The sequence below is a fragment of the Curtobacterium sp. PhB25 genome (assembly GCF_004365375.1).
Lineage (GTDB): Bacteria > Actinomycetota > Actinomycetes > Actinomycetales > Microbacteriaceae > Curtobacterium.
This window is the reverse complement of sequence record NZ_SODR01000005.1, coordinates 167,986-181,795: the sequence shown is the minus strand read 5'-3', so window position 1 is coordinate 181,795 and position 13,810 is coordinate 167,986. Positions and strand designations below refer to the sequence as shown.

The following is a 13,810-nucleotide window of genomic DNA, read 5'->3' as shown; positions in this document are numbered from 1 at the left end:
GGCCGCTGAGGATCGCCTCGGCGAAGGGGTTGGAGGCCACGGGTCAGGAGGCCTTGCCGGCGTCGACTTCGTCGCTGATCAGGGTCTTCAGGATGCTCGTGCCGTCGACGGCGCCGAGCACCCGGGCAGCCACGCGGCCCTTGGTGTCGAGGACGATCGTGGCCGGCACGGCGTTCGGGGCGATCTGACCGGACAGGGCGAGCTGCATCGTGCCGGTCTTCTGGTCGAGGACCGTCGGGTAGTCGACGCCGAAGGTGCGCTCGAAGGCGGCTGCGGTCGCTGCCTCGTCGCGGACGTTGACGCCGATGAACGCGACGTCGTCGGCACCGGCGTAGGACTCGTGCACCTCGTTGAGGTACTTCGCCTCGGCGCGGCACGGCGGGCAGCTCGCGTACCAGAAGTTCAGGACGACGACCTTGCCCTTGAGGTCCTTCGACGAGACGGTGTCGCCGTCGGAGTCCTTCGCCTCGAAGTCGACCGCGTCGGACCGCTTGTCGGCGGTGACCTCGGTCACCGCGCCGTCGCCGGAGATGTAGTTCTGGGTGGTGCCGTTGCCGTACTGCTTGGCGAGGCCACCGTTGTCCGACGAGCACCCGGACAGGACGAGCGCCGCGGCGACCGCCGTCGCTGCGAGGACCGCGAACCGCTTGCTGATGACGCTCACACTGCTCCTTCGTCGATGGCGGTCGCGCGCAGCTCCTGCGCGGGATCCGTGTACCCGACCTCGGTGAACCGACCGGTCGACGTGGCGGGCACCCGTTCGACGGTCGTGATGCTCGACAGGTCGCAGCGGCGCTTGCGTGGGTCGTGCCAGAGCGACTCCCCCGCGAGCTTCCGGTGGACCGTCCAGATCGGCAGCTGGTGGCTGACCAGGACGACGTCGCCGCCGTCCACGCTCTCCCACGCCGTGGTCATCGCGGCGAGCATGCGGTTCGCGATCGACTCGTACGCCTCGCCCCAGCTCGGCCGGAACGGGTTCGCGATCCAGGGCCACTCCGCCGGACGGCCGAGCGAACGCTTCGTGAAGCCCGGGGGCTGCCCCTCGTACCGGTTCGTCGGCTCGATCAGGCGCTCGTCCAGCGTGACGTCGAGCCCGTACGCAGCCGACCACGGCGCCGCGGACTCCTGCGTGCGCTGCAGCGGCGAGGCGACGATCCGGCGCACGTCGACACCGGCGTCCTTCCACGCGGTCGCCGAGGCGAGGGCCATCTGCTTGCCGAGGTCGCTCAGTCCGAAGCCCGGGAGCCGCCCGTACAGGACGCGGTCGGGGTTGTGCACCTCACCGTGCCGGACGAGGTGGAGTCGGGTGGCGGGCATGGGTTCCAGTGTAGGTCGCCCACCGGTGCTCACCGGCCCCACAGCCGATTCACCGGATGCGGAAGCGCTCAGCCGAGCTCGCCCGACAACCGCCCGTGGATGGCCACCGACCCGGTGTTGAGGCCCACGACCTCGACCGTGGACCCGTGCTTGGCGAACCGCTGCTCGACGCCGTCCAGTGCCGCGACCGTCGAGGCGTCGAAGACGTGCGCGTCGGACAGGTCGATGACCACGTGCTCCGGGTCCTCGGCGTAGGAGAACCGCGTGACGACGTCGTTCGACGACGCGAAGAACAGGGCGCCGCGCACCCGGTACCGCACGGTGTGCTCGTCGACCGGCTCGCGGACGACGGTGACGACGTGGGCCGCCCGGCGAGCGAAGACCAGTGCTGCGACGACGACCCCGACGAGCACGCCGGTCGCGAGGTTCTCGGTCACGACGACCACCACGACGGTGATGAGCATGACGGCGGTCTCCCCGAGGGGCATCCGCCGCAGGGTGCGCGGACGGATGCTGTGCCAGTCGAAGGTCGCCACGCACACCATGAGCATCACGGCGGTCAGCGCGGCCATCGGGATCTCGGCCACGAGGTCGTGCAGCACGATCGTCAGGACGAGTACGGAAGCACCGGCGACGAAGGTCGAGATCCGGGTCCGTGCGCCCGCGGTCTTCACGTTGATGACCGTCTGGCCGATCATCGCGCAACCACCCGTCCCGCCGAAGAACGCCGACGCGATGTTGGCGACGCCCTGCCCCCAGGACTCCCGCCACTTGCTCGAGCCGGTCTCGGTGATGGAGTCGACGAGCTGCGCGGTCAACAGGGTCTCGATGAGGCCGACGATCGCGACGCCGAACGCGTACGGCGCGATGATCTGCAGCGTCTCGAAGGAGAACGGGGTGACGATGCCGTTGAACCCGGGTAGTGCGGTGGGCAGTTCGCCCTCGTCGCCGACCGTGGGGACGACGACGCTGAAGAGCATCGTGATGCCGGTGATCACGACGACCGCGATGAGCGGCGCGGGCACCGCCTTGGTCAGGAACGGGAAGCCGACGATGATCGCGATGCCGAGGGCGGTGAGCGGCCAGACGACGAACGGGACGTCGGGGCCGAGCAGGTTGGGCAGCTGCGCGGTGAAGATGAGGATGGCCAACGCGTTGACGAACGCCACGTTGACGCTGCGCGGGATGAAGCGCATCAGGCGCGCGACCCCGAGGAACCCGAGCACGAGCTGGAACACGCCGCCGAGGACGATCGCGGGCACGAGGTACTCGATGCCGTGTTCGCGGACGAGCGGCGCGATGACCAGGGCCACCGAACCGGCCGCGGCGGACACCATCGCCGGACGGCCGCCGACGATCGAGATGACGACCGCGATGATGACGCTCGAGAACAGGCCCACCGCGGGGTCGACCCCGGCGACGACGGAGAACGAGATCGCCTCGGGGATGAGCGCGAGCGCGGTGACGACACCGGCGAGGACCTCGCGGGTGAGCATGCGGGGTGAGCGGAGGGCGGTGAGGACGCTCGGGGCCGCCGGCGCGTGTGTGATCACGGACATCGATCGGAACTCTACCCTCACGTGAGGGTAGAGTTGTGCACCGTGAGCACCACCGACACCCCGGACACGATGCACATCGGCGAGCTGGCGGACCGTGCCGGCATGTCCCTGCGGACGATCCGCCACTACGACGAGGTCGGGCTGCTCGTGCCGAGCGGCCGCACCACGGGCGGGTTCCGGGTCTACACCGCGCAGGACCTGGACCGGCTGCTCGTGATCCGCCGCATGAAGCCACTCGGGTTCACGCTCGACGAGATGGCGGACCTGCTGCGGGTCGTCGATGCGCTGGCGGCGAAGGACCCCGACGACGAGCCCGCGCTGGCTGCACGCCTCGACGAGTACCTCGACGATGCCCGGGCCCGGCACGCCAAGCTCGTCGAGCGCGCCGGCATGGCCGAGGAGTTCATCGGCACCCTGGGGTCACTCCGCGCTTCGCTTCCCTGAGCGCTCGTACCGCGCGAGCCATCGCCGCTCAGCCTCGGCTGCTTCTTCCGGGGAGTACTCCAGACGTGCCTCCACCCGCTCGAACATGGCGATCATCTTCCGCGCCTTCCGCTTCGGGTACGCGTCGAGGATGACCTGGTTGAGCCGGACCTGCGCACGCCGGCGTTCCTCACCGGTCATGTGCATGAACATGCGTTGCATCGCGTTCCTCTTCTCCGAGTGTTCGTACCAGGACACTCACACCTGGATCGTCGACCCGTCCATGAATCTGCATGTCGTACATCGCGCCCGCGACCATCCGTCCGATCTCGGCCTTGCCGACGTCGTCGGACGACACCATCTCCGCTGCCCAGACAACCTGTTGCCAGACGTACGCTCGCTCGATCGCACGGTGCTCTCGCCGCCACCGCATGAACGACCAGACCGTTGCCGTCGTGGTGCCTCCGAGCGCCAACAACGACGCGACGATCGTCGCGATCGCCGCAGGCGGCCAGGTCGCGAGCTCCCCCGTCCCCGTCCCCACCCGGTCCCCCCTCTCGTCTCGCGACCCGGCCACGTCGAGAACGCTACGGACCCACGCGACGCCCCACGGGCCTCCCGGTCAGACCTGTGGACGACGCCGGAAGCGAGCCGCCCTGTGGAGGGGAACACCCTGCGGACCGACGCCGCCGGACGCAGACGGTTAGACTCGACCACCGTGATCGAACGCACCCGCATCGCCGACCTCGCTGCCCTCCCCGACGGCCCCGTCTCCGTGGCCGGATGGGTCGAGACCGTCCGAGACCAGAAGAAGGTGCAGTTCGTCGTCCTCCGCGACGAATCCGGCGCCGTCCAGCTCGTGAACCCCGCCACGCGCGAGGCCGAGGACGGTGACGACGCCGCCCAGGCCGCGCTCGCCACCACCACCGAGATCTCGGCCCTCGCCCACGGCACCTTCATCCACGCCACCGGCACCCTGAAGCACGACGAGCGCGTCAAGCTCGGCGGGCTCGAGGTCAAGGTCGGCACGCTCGAGGTGGTGAGCGCCGCGATCCCGGAGACCCCGATCGCCGACGACTCGTCGCTCGACAAGCGGCTCGACTGGCGCTTCCTCGATCTGCGCAACCGCAAGCAGAACCTCATCTTCCGCATCCAGACGACCCTGGAGCACGCGTTCCGCACCTACTGGGTGGACCGCGACTACATCGAGATCCACACCCCGAAGCTGATGGCGTCGGCGTCCGAGTCGCGCGCCGAGCTCTTCCAGCTCGAGTACTTCGAGACGACCGCCTACCTGGCGCAGTCGCCGCAGAACTTCAAGCAGATGGCCCAGCCGGCCGGCTTCGGCGCCGTGTTCGAGATCGCCGACGCGTTCCGCGCGGACCCCTCCTTCACGAGCCGCCACGCGACCGAGTTCACGAGCGTCGACGCCGAGTTCTCGTGGATCGAGTCCCACGAAGACGTCATGGCGATGCACGAAGAAGTCCTGGTCGCCGGCATCACCGCGGTCAAGGAGAAGCACGGCAAGGACATCGAGGAGGTCTTCGGCTTCGAGCTGCAGGTCCCCGCGACGCCGTTCCCCCGCGTGACCCTGGCCGAGGCCCGGAAGATCGTGGCCGACAGCGGCCACGACGTCGTCCGCGCCGACGGCGACCTGGACCCCGAGGGTGAGCGCCGCGTCGCCGCCTGGGCGAAGGAGCACCACGGTTCGGAGTTCGTGTTCGTCACCGAGTACGACGCCTCGATCCGGCCGTACTACCACATGCGCAAGCCGGGCGACCCCTCGCTCACGAACAGCTACGACCTCATCTTCAACGGCGCGGAGATCTCCACGGGCGCACAGCGCGAGCACCGCGTCGACGTGCTCGAGGCGCAGGCCGTCGAGAAGGGCCTCGACCCCGAGGAGCTCGGCTGGTACCTCGACTTCTTCCGCTACGGCGTGCCGCCGCACGGTGGGTTCGGCATGGGCCTTGCGCGCGTGCTCATGCTCATGTTGGGTGAGCCGTCCATCCGTGAGGTCACGTACCTCTTCCGTGGACCGACGCGCCTGACGCCGTAGTCACGTCGCGCGGCGCCCCGCGCGAGCGCACGTCGCGCGGCGCCCCGCGCGAGCGCACATGGTGAACAGGAATGGTCGCCTCCCGATGCGGGAGGCGACCATTTCTGCTCACGAAGCGCCGCAGCGCACGCAGCGCCGGGGGCGGGACGGGAGGCCCGGCTCAGCTCTGCCAGTCGATGGCAGCCCGCCCCGTGACCAGTCCACGGATCTCGGCTGCGGCAGCCTGGTGGTCCGGGTGCACCTGGTACTCGTCGAGTCCGGCGAGGTCGTCGAACGACGCGACGACGGCGACGTCGCTGTTCTTCTCCGGGTAAGCGACGTTCTCGACGACCTCGAGCGAACGGATCGACCCGATGGTGCCGGTCAGGCCGGTCAGGAGTTCGCGGATCCGGGCGATGGTCGCGGCGCGGTCGAGGTCTTCGCGCAGGGTCCAGGCGACGACGTGGGAGATCATGCGGGGGAACCGGCCTTCTCGAGGGCACGTGCGAGCCGGTCGGCGTCGACGTGCCAGTTGCTGTGGACGCGCCCGTCGACCAGCACGACGGGGATGTCCTCCGCGTACTCCTGGCGAAGGGCGTCGTCGTCGAGGATCGAGCGTTCCTGCAGGGTCACGCCGGGGTGTTCGGCGACGACGCGTTCGACCACGGGCCGTGCGTCGTCGCAGAGGTGGCATCCGGGCTTCGTCAGGAACGTCACTGCGGGCATGGCTCCAGCGTAGCCCGCGGTCCGCGTCCCCTGGGGAATGCGAAAGCCCCGGCGAACCGGGGCTTGACGCTGCAGGCTCGGGGCCTACTTCTTGTTGCGACGCTGGTGGCGCGTCTTGCGAAGCAGCTTGCGGTGCTTCTTCTTCGCCATGCGCTTGCGACGCTTCTTGATGACAGAACCCATGTGGACCTCGCTCGGACTGTGCTGATGTATCGGACACCGGGCCGTCGAGACCGCGGAAAATCAACCCGGCCGAGTCTACCGGAGGGCTGACGCGATGTCGAACGCGCCCGGAACGGACGGGTGTGCGCTCAGCCGACGTCTGCGATGCCGCCGCGCAGCACGTCGGCGACGGCTGACTCGGGGACACGGAAGGACCGGCCGAAACGGATGGCGGGGAGCTCACCGGCGTGGACCATGCGGTACACGGTCATCTTCGAGACACGCATCATCTCGGCGACCTCAGCGACGGTGAGGAAGCGCACGTCGTCGAAACTGCCGGTCATGATCCGCCTTCGGTGGCTCGCACGCGATCCGCGCACGGGTTTGGTGTGACCTGTGTGGTCACTGGCAACTGTAGAGGCGCGTGCGACCCAGTGTCCAGGCTCAGTCTTCGTCGCCGCGGCGAGTGAAGCGCTTGCGGCTGCGGTCGACGACACGCTCCCAGCCCTGCTGCGCACCGGAGATCGCCGCGGTGGCCCGGTAGGACGCCTCGGCCATGACACGCCCGAGCTCGGTCCCGACCTCGACGGTGGTCTTGCCGGCAGCACCGTTCCGGCGGACGGACACGGGCTGACCGTCGGGGGTCCAGGCCGTGGTCGCGGGCATGCCGTCGGCGTCGACCGCGCCGGTGAACGGCAAGACCCAGTCCTCCAGCGACACGAGCGGTTCCGGGTCGAGCCGGTAGAAGCGGTGCTGCCCTTCTTCACGGCTGGTGACGAGTCCGATGTCGCGCAGGACCCGGAGGTGCTTCGACACCGTCGGCTGGCTGACGCCCAGTCGTTCGACCAGTTGCCCGACGCTGAGTTCCCCGCCGGTGACGTCCGATCCGTACGCGGCGAGGAGGGTCCCGAGCAGCTCGCGCCTCGTGGGGTCCGCCACGACGGAGAAGATGTCGGCCATGCGGGCAAGGCTAGCCGGGGCACCACGGATGTACCATGACGAACCGTCCCGGCCCATGTCCTCGGAGGCATACGATGCTCGACCGTACCGAGCCGCTCCCGCGGCACGTGACCGTCACCCGACGACGCGGCGGACGGATCGCGACGGTCCTGCGCTCGTCGCCGTCACGTCTGGCGATCCTGGTGTTCGTCGCCCTCATCTTCGTGTTCACATCGCTGTTCATGACCCCGTGGGCGGCAGCCGACGGGACCGGCACGCACTTCTCCGACGCGCTGTTCACGGCGGCGTCGGTGGTCTGCGTCACGGGCCTCGCGACCGTCGACATGGCCACGCACTGGTCGGTGTTCGGCAAGGTCCTCGTGGTGATCGGGACGCAGATCGGTGCGGTGGGCGTCCTGACCTTCGCGTCGATCCTCGGGCTCTTCGTGACCCGCAAGCTCGGGCTCCGCGCGAAGCTGATGGCCGCCGGCGACTCGAACCCGCTCCGCACCCACCACGGGGCGGTCCCCGAGGGGCAGGCCGTCCGCCTCGGCGAGGTCGGCACCCTGCTCGCCACGGTCGCGGTGAGCACCCTGTCGATCGAGATCGTCCTCGGCTTGCTGCTGCTGCCGTCCGTGCTGATCGCCGGCATCCCGTTCTGGACCGCGGTCGGTGACTCCTTCTACTACGCCGCCATGGCGTTCACGAACACCGGCTTCTCACCGAACGCGGACGGCCTCGACCCGTTCGCCCACGACTACTGGTTCCTGACGCTCCTGATGATCGGTGTCGTCGCGGGGTCGATCGGCTTCCCGGTCATCCGCACCCTGACGAAGCAGCTCCGCACGCCGCGCCGCTGGCCCATCCACGTCAAGCTCACGCTGGCCACGAGCGCCGTCCTGCTCATCGGCGGTGCGATCGTCTACACCGCGCTCGAGGCGTCGAACCCGACGACCTTCGGCGAGGAAGGGGCCGGCCGGACCGCGTTCCAGGCCCTCTTCCTGTCGACGATGACGCGGTCCGGTGGCTTCTCGCTCGTCGACTTCGACCAGCTGAACGGCTCGAGCCTGCTCGTCACCGACATGCTCATGTTCATCGGCGGCGGGTCGGCCTCGACCGCCGGCGGCATCAAGGTCACGACGCTCGCCGTGCTGTTCCTCGCCGCGGTCGCCGAGGCCCGGGGGCGGCAGAGCATGGAGGCGTTCGGCCGCCGCATCCCGAGCGACGTGCTGCGGGTCGCGGTCGCCATCGTGCTCTGGGGGGCGACGATCGTGGCCGTCGCGACCGTGGTGCTCCTGCAGATCACGGACGATTCGCTCGACCGTGTCCTGTTCGAGGTGATCTCGGCGTTCTCCACCAGTGGGCTGTCCTCGGGTGTCTCCGCGAACCTGCCCGAGTCCGGCAAGTACGTCCTGGCCGCCACCATGTTCCTCGGCCGGGTCGGTACAGTGACCATCGCCGCAGCCCTGGCCGCGAGTCAGAGCCGGCAACTGTTCCGCCGTCCCGAGGAGAGGCCGATCGTTGGCTGACCGAACCCGTCCCCCGCACCCGATGGGTGCGATCAGTCACGACGCACCCGTGCTCGTCATCGGCCTCGGCCGGTTCGGCGCCGCCACCGCCGGTCAGCTCGAACGGCAGGACCGCGAGGTGCTGGTCGTCGACACCGACCCGGGCCTGGTGCAGAAGTGGTCGGACCGGGTCACGCACGCCGTGCAGGCCGATGCGACGGACATCGACGCCCTGCGCCAGATCGGTGCGCAGGACTTCGCGATCGCGGTCGTCGGCACGGGCAGCGACCTGGAGTCGAGCGTGCTGATCACCGCGAACCTGGTCGACCTCGGTATCCCACAGATCTGGGCGAAGGCCATCAGCCGGTCGCACGGCACGATCCTGTCCCGCATCGGCGCGAACCACGTCGTCTACCCGGAGCGCGAGGCCGGCGAGCGCACGGCGCACCTGGTGTCCGGGCGCATGCTCGACTTCATCGAGTTCGACGACGACTTCGCGGTGGTGAAGATGTTCCCGCCGCGGGCGGTGCGCGGCAAGGACCTCGCGACCACGGTGATCCGCACGCGGTTCGGCCTGACGGTGCTCGGCATCAAGCCGCCGGGCAGCCCGTTCGTGCCTGCGACGCCGGAGAGCATCATCGGCGAGAACGACGTGATCATCGTCTCGGGGTCCGAGACGGACCTGGAGCGCTTCGCCGCCTACGAGTAGTCCCGACCGCGGCTACGACGCCGCGATCTCCTCCGCGCGAGCGATCGCCGCGCGCGACGCGCGCAGGAACGTGTCGGCCAGGTCGGCGTCCTGCAGCACCGCGACGGCCCGCTCGGTGGTGCCCTTCGGGCTCGTGACGGCACGCCGCAGGTCTGCGGGTCCGCGATCCGACCGGTCGAGCAGCTCGACGGCACCCCGGAGCGTGCCCTGCACCATCGCGGCCGCCTGCTCGGGGGCGAAGCCCAGCGCCTCCGCGGCACGCTGCCACTCCTCGACGAGCAGGAAGACGTAGGCCGGGCCCGAGCCGGACACCGCCGACAGGGCGTCGAGCTGCGCCTCGGGCACCTCGAGCACCCGTCCTGACGCCGTGAACACCGACGACGCGAGCGCGACGGCCTCGGCGTCCGCCGATGCCCCGGCGCTGATCCCGGTGACGCCGTGGCCGACGCCGATCGGCGTGTTCGGCAGCGCTCGGACGACGCGGACCCCGGCCGGCACCCGCGCCTCCATGCTCGCGGTGGTGGTGCCGACCGCCACGCTGACCAGCACCGCACCGGGCTCCAGGTCGGCGGCGACCTCGTCGAGCAGGTCCGCGATCACGTACGGCTTCACACCGACGACGACGAGTGCCGCGCCACGGACGGCCGAGCGGTTCGCGTCGGGGTCGGTGTCGCTCGCGGTGGCGTCGAGCCCGCGCTCCCGGTGGGCGGCCGCCGACGCCTCGGACTTCGTCGTGAGGGTCACGGTCGCCGGGTCGAGTCCGGCGGCGAGCAGGCCGTCGAGGACCGAGCCGGACATGGAGCCGACGCCGAGCAGGGCGGTACGGGGCAGGTCGATCGTCATGCTCCCGACCCTACCGACCGGCCTCGCCTAGGATCGTCTTCCAGATCGGGAGAAGGGGACAGCTGTGAGCGCTTCAGGAGGCACGAAGGCGATCCTCGCCGCACTCGGTGCGAACGTCGGCATCGCGATCGTGAAGTTCGTCGCGGCGGCGATCAGCGGGTCCGCGTCGATGCTGGCCGAGGGCGTGCACTCCCTGGCCGACTCCGCGAACCAGCTCCTCCTGCTGCTCGGTGGTCGCCGGGCGCGCCGCGCCGCCGACGAGGAGCACCCGTTCGGCTACGGCCGCGAGCGCTACGTCTACGCCTTCGTCGTCTCGATCATCCTGTTCTCCGTCGGCGGCGTCTTCTCGCTCTACGAGGGCATCGAGAAGCTCGCCCACCCGCACCCGCTCGAGAACTGGTGGCTGCCGCTCGTCGTGCTCGTCATCGCGATCGGGCTCGAGGGCTTCTCGCTCCGCACCGCGCTGAAGGAGGCCCGGCCGCAGAAGGGCACGCTCAGCTGGGTCCAGTTCGTCCGCCGCGCCAAGGCCCCGGAGCTGCCCGTCGTCATGCTCGAGGACACCGCGGCACTGCTCGGCCTGGTGTTCGCACTCTTCGGCGTCGGGCTGACCGCGATCACCGGCAACGGCGTCTTCGACGCGATCGGCACGATCTTCATCGCCGCCCTGCTCATCGCCGTCGCGGTCGTCCTGGGCATCGAGACGAAGAGCCTCCTCGTCGGGGAAGGCGCGACCGCCGCCGACGTCGAGCGGATCAAGCACGCGGTGCTCGACGGCCCGGAGGTCGACTCGATCATCCACATCAAGACCCTGTACCTGGGCCCGGACGAGCTGATGGTCGGCGTGAAGGTCGCCGTCGACGGCGACCGCCGCCTGGGGGACGTCGCCGCGGGCATCGACACGGTCGAGCAGCGGGTGCGCTCCGCGGTGCCGATCGCCCGGGTCATCTACGTCGAGCCCGACGTGCTCCGCACCGGTCCGCGCCCGCCGACCGAGGCGATCGTCATCCTCGCCGCTGACTGAAGAACGCGTCGAGCAGCGCGGCGCACTCGCGTTCGAGCACGCCGCCGACGACCTCGGAACGATGCGGCAGCCGACGGTCCCTGGCGATGTCGTAGACGCTGCCGGTCGCGCCCGCCTTCGGGTCCCAGGCGCCGAACACGACGCGCGGCACACGCGCGGCCAGGATCGCCCCGGCGCACATCGGGCACGGCTCGAGGGTCACGACGAGCGTGTGCTCGTCGAGGTGCCAGTCCCCCGTGACCGCGGCGGCCGCGCGGAGCGCGAGCACCTCGGCGTGGGCGGTCGGGTCCTGCAGCGCCTCGCGCTCGTTCCGGCCGACGGCGACGACGACGCCGTCGCGGTCGAGCACCACCGCGCCCACGGGCACGTCGCCGGTCGCCAGGCAGGCCCGGGCCTCGTCGAGCGCGCGCTCCATCGCCGGGACGAACGGACGGGCAGCGGGCGCTTCCACGGGACCTCCAGGTGGTCGGCAGCACGGTAGGCTCGACCCTATGCGAGTCCACGTCGCCGACCACCCGCTCATCACCCACAAGCTCTCGGTGCTCCGCGACCGGACCACACCCTCCCCCACGTTCCGCGCCCTGACCGAAGAGCTCGTCACGCTCCTCGCGTACGAGGCCACGCGGAACGTCCGAGTCACCGCGACGCCGATCGACACCCCCGTGGCGCACACCATGGGCGTCTCGATCGCCAAGCCGCGTCCGCTCGTCGTCCCGATCCTGCGTGCCGGCCTCGGCATGCTCGAGGGCATGGTCAAGCTCGTGCCGACGGCCGAGGTCGGGTTCCTCGGCATGGCCCGCAACGAGGAGACGCTCGAGCCGCAGACCTACGCCGAGCGCCTGCCCGACGACCTGTCCGGCCGTCAGTGCTTCGTGCTCGACCCGATGCTGGCCACCGGCGGGACCCTCGCCGCTGCCATCGACTTCCTGTTCGCACGCGGTGCCGAGGAGATCACCTGCGTGTGCATCCTCGGTGCGCCGGAGGGGCTCGCCATGGTCGAAGAGGCCGTCGGCGACCGCAACGTCTCGATCGTCCTCGGTGCCCTCGACGAGAAGCTCGACGAGAACGGGTACATCGTCCCCGGTCTCGGCGACGCCGGCGACCGCCTCTACGGTCTGGCCGAGTAGGCAGTCGACGTCACCGACGATCGACGGGAGGCCCGTGGCGACACCGCCACGGGCCTCCCGTCGTCCGTCAGCCCGGTCCACCGCCACCGGTGCGCGGAACGCACCGTCTGCTCGGACGGTTGACACCACCTTGGTATACCGCCGATACTCGTCCCATGACTGCAACCGTGTCCACCCGCGTCCTCTCCGAGGTCCAGGGGACTGCCGGCATGATGATGCCGGTCGCCGTCATGCGTTGTCGAATGTGTGCCTGATCGGCACCCGTTCCAGCCGGATCCCCCGCGACACCACCCCGGTCGCGAGCGTGTGATCCCCGGGTGACGGACACCGTCGGCGACGCGCACCACGTCACGAGGTCTGTCTCCCGTTCCCCCGGGTCCGCCCCGGTCCGCAGCAGGACCGCAGGGCACATCGGCATCCAGCCGTACCCGGGTCGACGCATTCGACACCGCCGCCAGCGCCACACGCGCACCGGCCACATCGCCCGGAGAACCACCATGTCGCTCACCATCGCCCAGCCCCGCACCGCGCTCCGCACCGCCGCTCCGGCGCCGACCGACCTCGGGACGGTCACCCCGATCCGTCCGCGTCCCGCGACACCGGCCACGACCGGACAGACGAGCGTGCCGACCAGCCCGGTCGTCGCACCGCAGCGCAACCGCTCCCTGCCCGAGGGCACCGAGGCCCGTGGCTTCGCGCTCTACGTCGGGATCGACGAGGCGAAGGCGGCAGCGGCCGGCACGACGCTCGCAGCCGTCGTCGAGCAGCTGAAGGCACTGACCGCGCAGCTGGTGCCGAACTCGGAGACCTACGCGGCCGTCGCCGTCGCCGCGGAGCAGTCCGGTGGCCGTGACGTCGACGTCGTCCGACTGGCCCTGCAGGACCGGTCCGCGGTCGCCGCCCGCAAGCAGGCCGAGAAGCCCGAGCCGGAGGAGACCGGGGTCGTCATCGACATCTCCCGCAAGCGCGTCACGCTCGACGGCGACGCAGCACCCCTGACCTACAAGGAGTTCGAACTCCTGCAGTTCCTGGTGCTGCGCGAGGGCCAGACGGTGGACCGCTCGGCCATCATCGACGGCCTGTGGTCGGACGGCGAGGACGAGACCCCGAACGAGCGCACCATCGACGTGCACGTGCGTCGTCTCCGCTCCAAGCTCGGCGCGTTCGAGGAGATCGTCCGCACCGTCCGCGGCGTGGGCTACCGGTTCGACCGGCACGCCGACGTGGCCGTGCGCTACGCCTCGACGCCGTCGCCCGACCTCTTCTGATCCTGATCGGTCGCTCTTGGTGAACTCGCAGCGAACGACGCACGGGGAGGCTAGCGCGCCGTTACCGCTTCGTTATACAGTCGGTGGTGCAGACGGTGTTTGCTGTGGCACCGCCTGCGGAATGTGATTGCAGGAAACTCTTGGTGCAAGGGAGAGGGCCGGTCGCTCGG

Annotated in this window: 19 protein-coding genes; 7 read left to right on the top strand and 12 right to left on the bottom strand. The window is 70.2% G+C overall.

The annotated features are described in order from the left end of the window. Window positions 1-43: 43 nt before the first annotated feature. The 3 genes from EDF51_RS11605 to EDF51_RS11595 form a co-directional block, all read right to left on the bottom strand. Window positions 44-664 carry a TlpA disulfide reductase family protein gene (locus EDF51_RS11605; RefSeq protein WP_123339052.1) on the bottom strand — a complete coding sequence of 207 codons (621 nt, stop codon included), beginning with the start codon at window positions 662-664 and terminating at the stop codon, window positions 44-46. Continuing rightward, a complete protein-coding gene (locus EDF51_RS11600; protein ID WP_123292091.1) occupies window positions 661-1,317 on the bottom strand; it encodes a histidine phosphatase family protein in 657 nt (218 codons plus the stop codon). The genes EDF51_RS11605 and EDF51_RS11600 overlap by 4 nt, the downstream gene beginning before the upstream one ends. A 68-nt stretch (window positions 1,318-1,385) precedes the next feature. Then, entirely contained in the window at window positions 1,386-2,876 is a 1,491-nt protein-coding gene (locus EDF51_RS11595; RefSeq protein WP_132100045.1) for a SulP family inorganic anion transporter, read from the bottom strand. 69 nt (window positions 2,877-2,945) lie between these two features. Here EDF51_RS11595 and EDF51_RS11590 point away from each other — a divergent pair, with 69 nt between their 5' ends. Then, window positions 2,946-3,320 (top strand): MerR family transcriptional regulator, encoded by a 375-nt coding sequence (locus EDF51_RS11590; protein ID WP_111084475.1) that lies wholly within the window; start codon window positions 2,946-2,948, stop codon window positions 3,318-3,320. Here the strand turns inward: EDF51_RS11590 and EDF51_RS11585 are convergent. After that, window positions 3,297-3,500, bottom strand: a complete 204-nt coding sequence (locus EDF51_RS11585) for a hypothetical protein (RefSeq protein ID WP_132100044.1) — start codon at window positions 3,498-3,500, stop codon at window positions 3,297-3,299. The two genes, EDF51_RS11590 and EDF51_RS11585, sit on opposite strands and share 24 nt — an antisense overlap. Beyond that, on the bottom strand, window positions 3,490-3,876 hold the full coding sequence (locus tag EDF51_RS11580) for a hypothetical protein (RefSeq protein ID WP_132100043.1): 387 nt from the start codon (window positions 3,874-3,876) through the stop codon (window positions 3,490-3,492). The genes EDF51_RS11585 and EDF51_RS11580 overlap by 11 nt, the downstream gene beginning before the upstream one ends. Before the next feature lie 141 nt (window positions 3,877-4,017). Here EDF51_RS11580 and aspS point away from each other — a divergent pair, with 141 nt between their 5' ends. Further along, on the top strand, window positions 4,018-5,358 hold the full coding sequence (aspS, locus tag EDF51_RS11575) for an aspartate--tRNA(Asn) ligase (RefSeq protein WP_132100042.1): 1,341 nt from the start codon (window positions 4,018-4,020) through the stop codon (window positions 5,356-5,358). 160 nt (window positions 5,359-5,518) lie between these two features. On the opposite strand, the gene EDF51_RS11570 is transcribed toward aspS, so the two are convergent. From EDF51_RS11570 to EDF51_RS11550, 5 genes are all read right to left on the bottom strand, one after another. Then, window positions 5,519-5,812 carry a Dabb family protein gene (locus EDF51_RS11570; protein ID WP_123292087.1) on the bottom strand — a complete coding sequence of 98 codons (294 nt, stop codon included), beginning with the start codon at window positions 5,810-5,812 and terminating at the stop codon, window positions 5,519-5,521. Then, window positions 5,809-6,063: a glutaredoxin family protein gene (locus tag EDF51_RS11565; protein ID WP_123338836.1), complete on the bottom strand. Its 255-nt coding sequence runs from the start codon at window positions 6,061-6,063 to the stop codon at window positions 5,809-5,811. Before EDF51_RS11565 ends, EDF51_RS11570 begins: the two co-directional genes overlap by 4 nt. A gap of 84 nt (window positions 6,064-6,147) precedes the next feature. Continuing rightward, entirely contained in the window at window positions 6,148-6,246 is a 99-nt protein-coding gene (locus tag EDF51_RS11560; protein ID WP_003792170.1) for an AURKAIP1/COX24 domain-containing protein, read from the bottom strand. A 128-nt stretch (window positions 6,247-6,374) separates the two neighbouring features. Further along, window positions 6,375-6,569, bottom strand: a complete 195-nt coding sequence (locus tag EDF51_RS11555; protein WP_022902482.1) for a helix-turn-helix domain-containing protein — start codon at window positions 6,567-6,569, stop codon at window positions 6,375-6,377. A 100-nt stretch (window positions 6,570-6,669) separates the two neighbouring features. Continuing rightward, complete coding sequence (locus tag EDF51_RS11550; protein WP_123292085.1) at window positions 6,670-7,185, bottom strand: metalloregulator ArsR/SmtB family transcription factor; 516 nt, start codon at window positions 7,183-7,185, stop codon at window positions 6,670-6,672. A 74-nt stretch (window positions 7,186-7,259) separates the two neighbouring features. On the opposite strand from EDF51_RS11550, the gene EDF51_RS11545 reads away from it, so the two are divergent. Further along, on the top strand, window positions 7,260-8,693 hold the full coding sequence (locus EDF51_RS11545) for a potassium transporter TrkG (protein ID WP_123938603.1): 1,434 nt from the start codon (window positions 7,260-7,262) through the stop codon (window positions 8,691-8,693). 22 nt (window positions 8,694-8,715) lie between these two features. Continuing rightward, window positions 8,716-9,381 carry a TrkA family potassium uptake protein gene (locus EDF51_RS11540; protein ID WP_111084290.1) on the top strand — a complete coding sequence of 222 codons (666 nt, stop codon included), beginning with the start codon at window positions 8,716-8,718 and terminating at the stop codon, window positions 9,379-9,381. Between the two features lie 12 nt (window positions 9,382-9,393). Here EDF51_RS11540 and proC read toward each other — a convergent pair whose 3' ends face one another. After that, a complete protein-coding gene (gene proC, locus EDF51_RS11535; protein ID WP_123292083.1) occupies window positions 9,394-10,224 on the bottom strand; it encodes a pyrroline-5-carboxylate reductase in 831 nt (276 codons plus the stop codon). 64 nt (window positions 10,225-10,288) lie between these two features. On the opposite strand from proC, the gene EDF51_RS11530 reads away from it, so the two are divergent. Further along, window positions 10,289-11,245 carry a cation diffusion facilitator family transporter gene (locus EDF51_RS11530; protein WP_123292082.1) on the top strand — a complete coding sequence of 319 codons (957 nt, stop codon included), beginning with the start codon at window positions 10,289-10,291 and terminating at the stop codon, window positions 11,243-11,245. Here the strand turns inward: EDF51_RS11530 and EDF51_RS11525 are convergent. Then, on the bottom strand, window positions 11,226-11,660 hold the full coding sequence (locus tag EDF51_RS11525) for a nucleoside deaminase (RefSeq protein WP_123938773.1): 435 nt from the start codon (window positions 11,658-11,660) through the stop codon (window positions 11,226-11,228). The two genes, EDF51_RS11530 and EDF51_RS11525, sit on opposite strands and share 20 nt — an antisense overlap. Before the next feature lie 76 nt (window positions 11,661-11,736). On the opposite strand from EDF51_RS11525, the gene upp reads away from it, so the two are divergent. Further along, complete coding sequence (gene upp, locus EDF51_RS11520; protein WP_111084293.1) at window positions 11,737-12,372, top strand: uracil phosphoribosyltransferase; 636 nt, start codon at window positions 11,737-11,739, stop codon at window positions 12,370-12,372. Between the two features lie 497 nt (window positions 12,373-12,869). Next, complete coding sequence (locus EDF51_RS11515; protein WP_123292081.1) at window positions 12,870-13,640, top strand: winged helix-turn-helix domain-containing protein; 771 nt, start codon at window positions 12,870-12,872, stop codon at window positions 13,638-13,640. Window positions 13,641-13,810: the final 170 nt, after the last annotated feature.

Excerpts from the sequence above, each read along its gene's own strand:
- EDF51_RS11600 (WP_123292091.1), bottom strand. The coding sequence starts at position 1,317 with ATGCCCGCCACCCGACTCCACCTCGTCCGGCACGGTGAGGTGCACAAC.
- EDF51_RS11595 (WP_132100045.1), bottom strand. The coding sequence starts at position 2,876 with ATGTCCGTGATCACACACGCGCCGGCGGCCCCGAGCGTCCTCACCGCC.
- EDF51_RS11590 (WP_111084475.1), top strand. The coding sequence starts at position 2,946 with ATGCACATCGGCGAGCTGGCGGACCGTGCCGGCATGTCCCTGCGGACG.
- EDF51_RS11585 (WP_132100044.1), bottom strand. The coding sequence starts at position 3,500 with ATGACCGGTGAGGAACGCCGGCGTGCGCAGGTCCGGCTCAACCAGGTC.
- EDF51_RS11570 (WP_123292087.1), bottom strand. The coding sequence starts at position 5,812 with ATGATCTCCCACGTCGTCGCCTGGACCCTGCGCGAAGACCTCGACCGC.
- EDF51_RS11565 (WP_123338836.1), bottom strand. The coding sequence starts at position 6,063 with ATGCCCGCAGTGACGTTCCTGACGAAGCCCGGATGCCACCTCTGCGAC.
- EDF51_RS11560 (WP_003792170.1), bottom strand. The coding sequence starts at position 6,246 with ATGGGTTCTGTCATCAAGAAGCGTCGCAAGCGCATGGCGAAGAAGAAG.
- EDF51_RS11555 (WP_022902482.1), bottom strand. The coding sequence starts at position 6,569 with ATGACCGGCAGTTTCGACGACGTGCGCTTCCTCACCGTCGCTGAGGTC.
- EDF51_RS11550 (WP_123292085.1), bottom strand. The coding sequence starts at position 7,185 with ATGGCCGACATCTTCTCCGTCGTGGCGGACCCCACGAGGCGCGAGCTG.
- EDF51_RS11545 (WP_123938603.1), top strand. The coding sequence starts at position 7,260 with ATGCTCGACCGTACCGAGCCGCTCCCGCGGCACGTGACCGTCACCCGA.
- EDF51_RS11540 (WP_111084290.1), top strand. The coding sequence starts at position 8,716 with ATGGGTGCGATCAGTCACGACGCACCCGTGCTCGTCATCGGCCTCGGC.
- proC (WP_123292083.1), bottom strand. The coding sequence starts at position 10,224 with ATGACGATCGACCTGCCCCGTACCGCCCTGCTCGGCGTCGGCTCCATG.
- EDF51_RS11525 (WP_123938773.1), bottom strand. The coding sequence starts at position 11,660 with ATGGAGCGCGCGCTCGACGAGGCCCGGGCCTGCCTGGCGACCGGCGAC.
- upp (WP_111084293.1), top strand. The coding sequence starts at position 11,737 with ATGCGAGTCCACGTCGCCGACCACCCGCTCATCACCCACAAGCTCTCG.
- EDF51_RS11515 (WP_123292081.1), top strand. The coding sequence starts at position 12,870 with ATGTCGCTCACCATCGCCCAGCCCCGCACCGCGCTCCGCACCGCCGCT.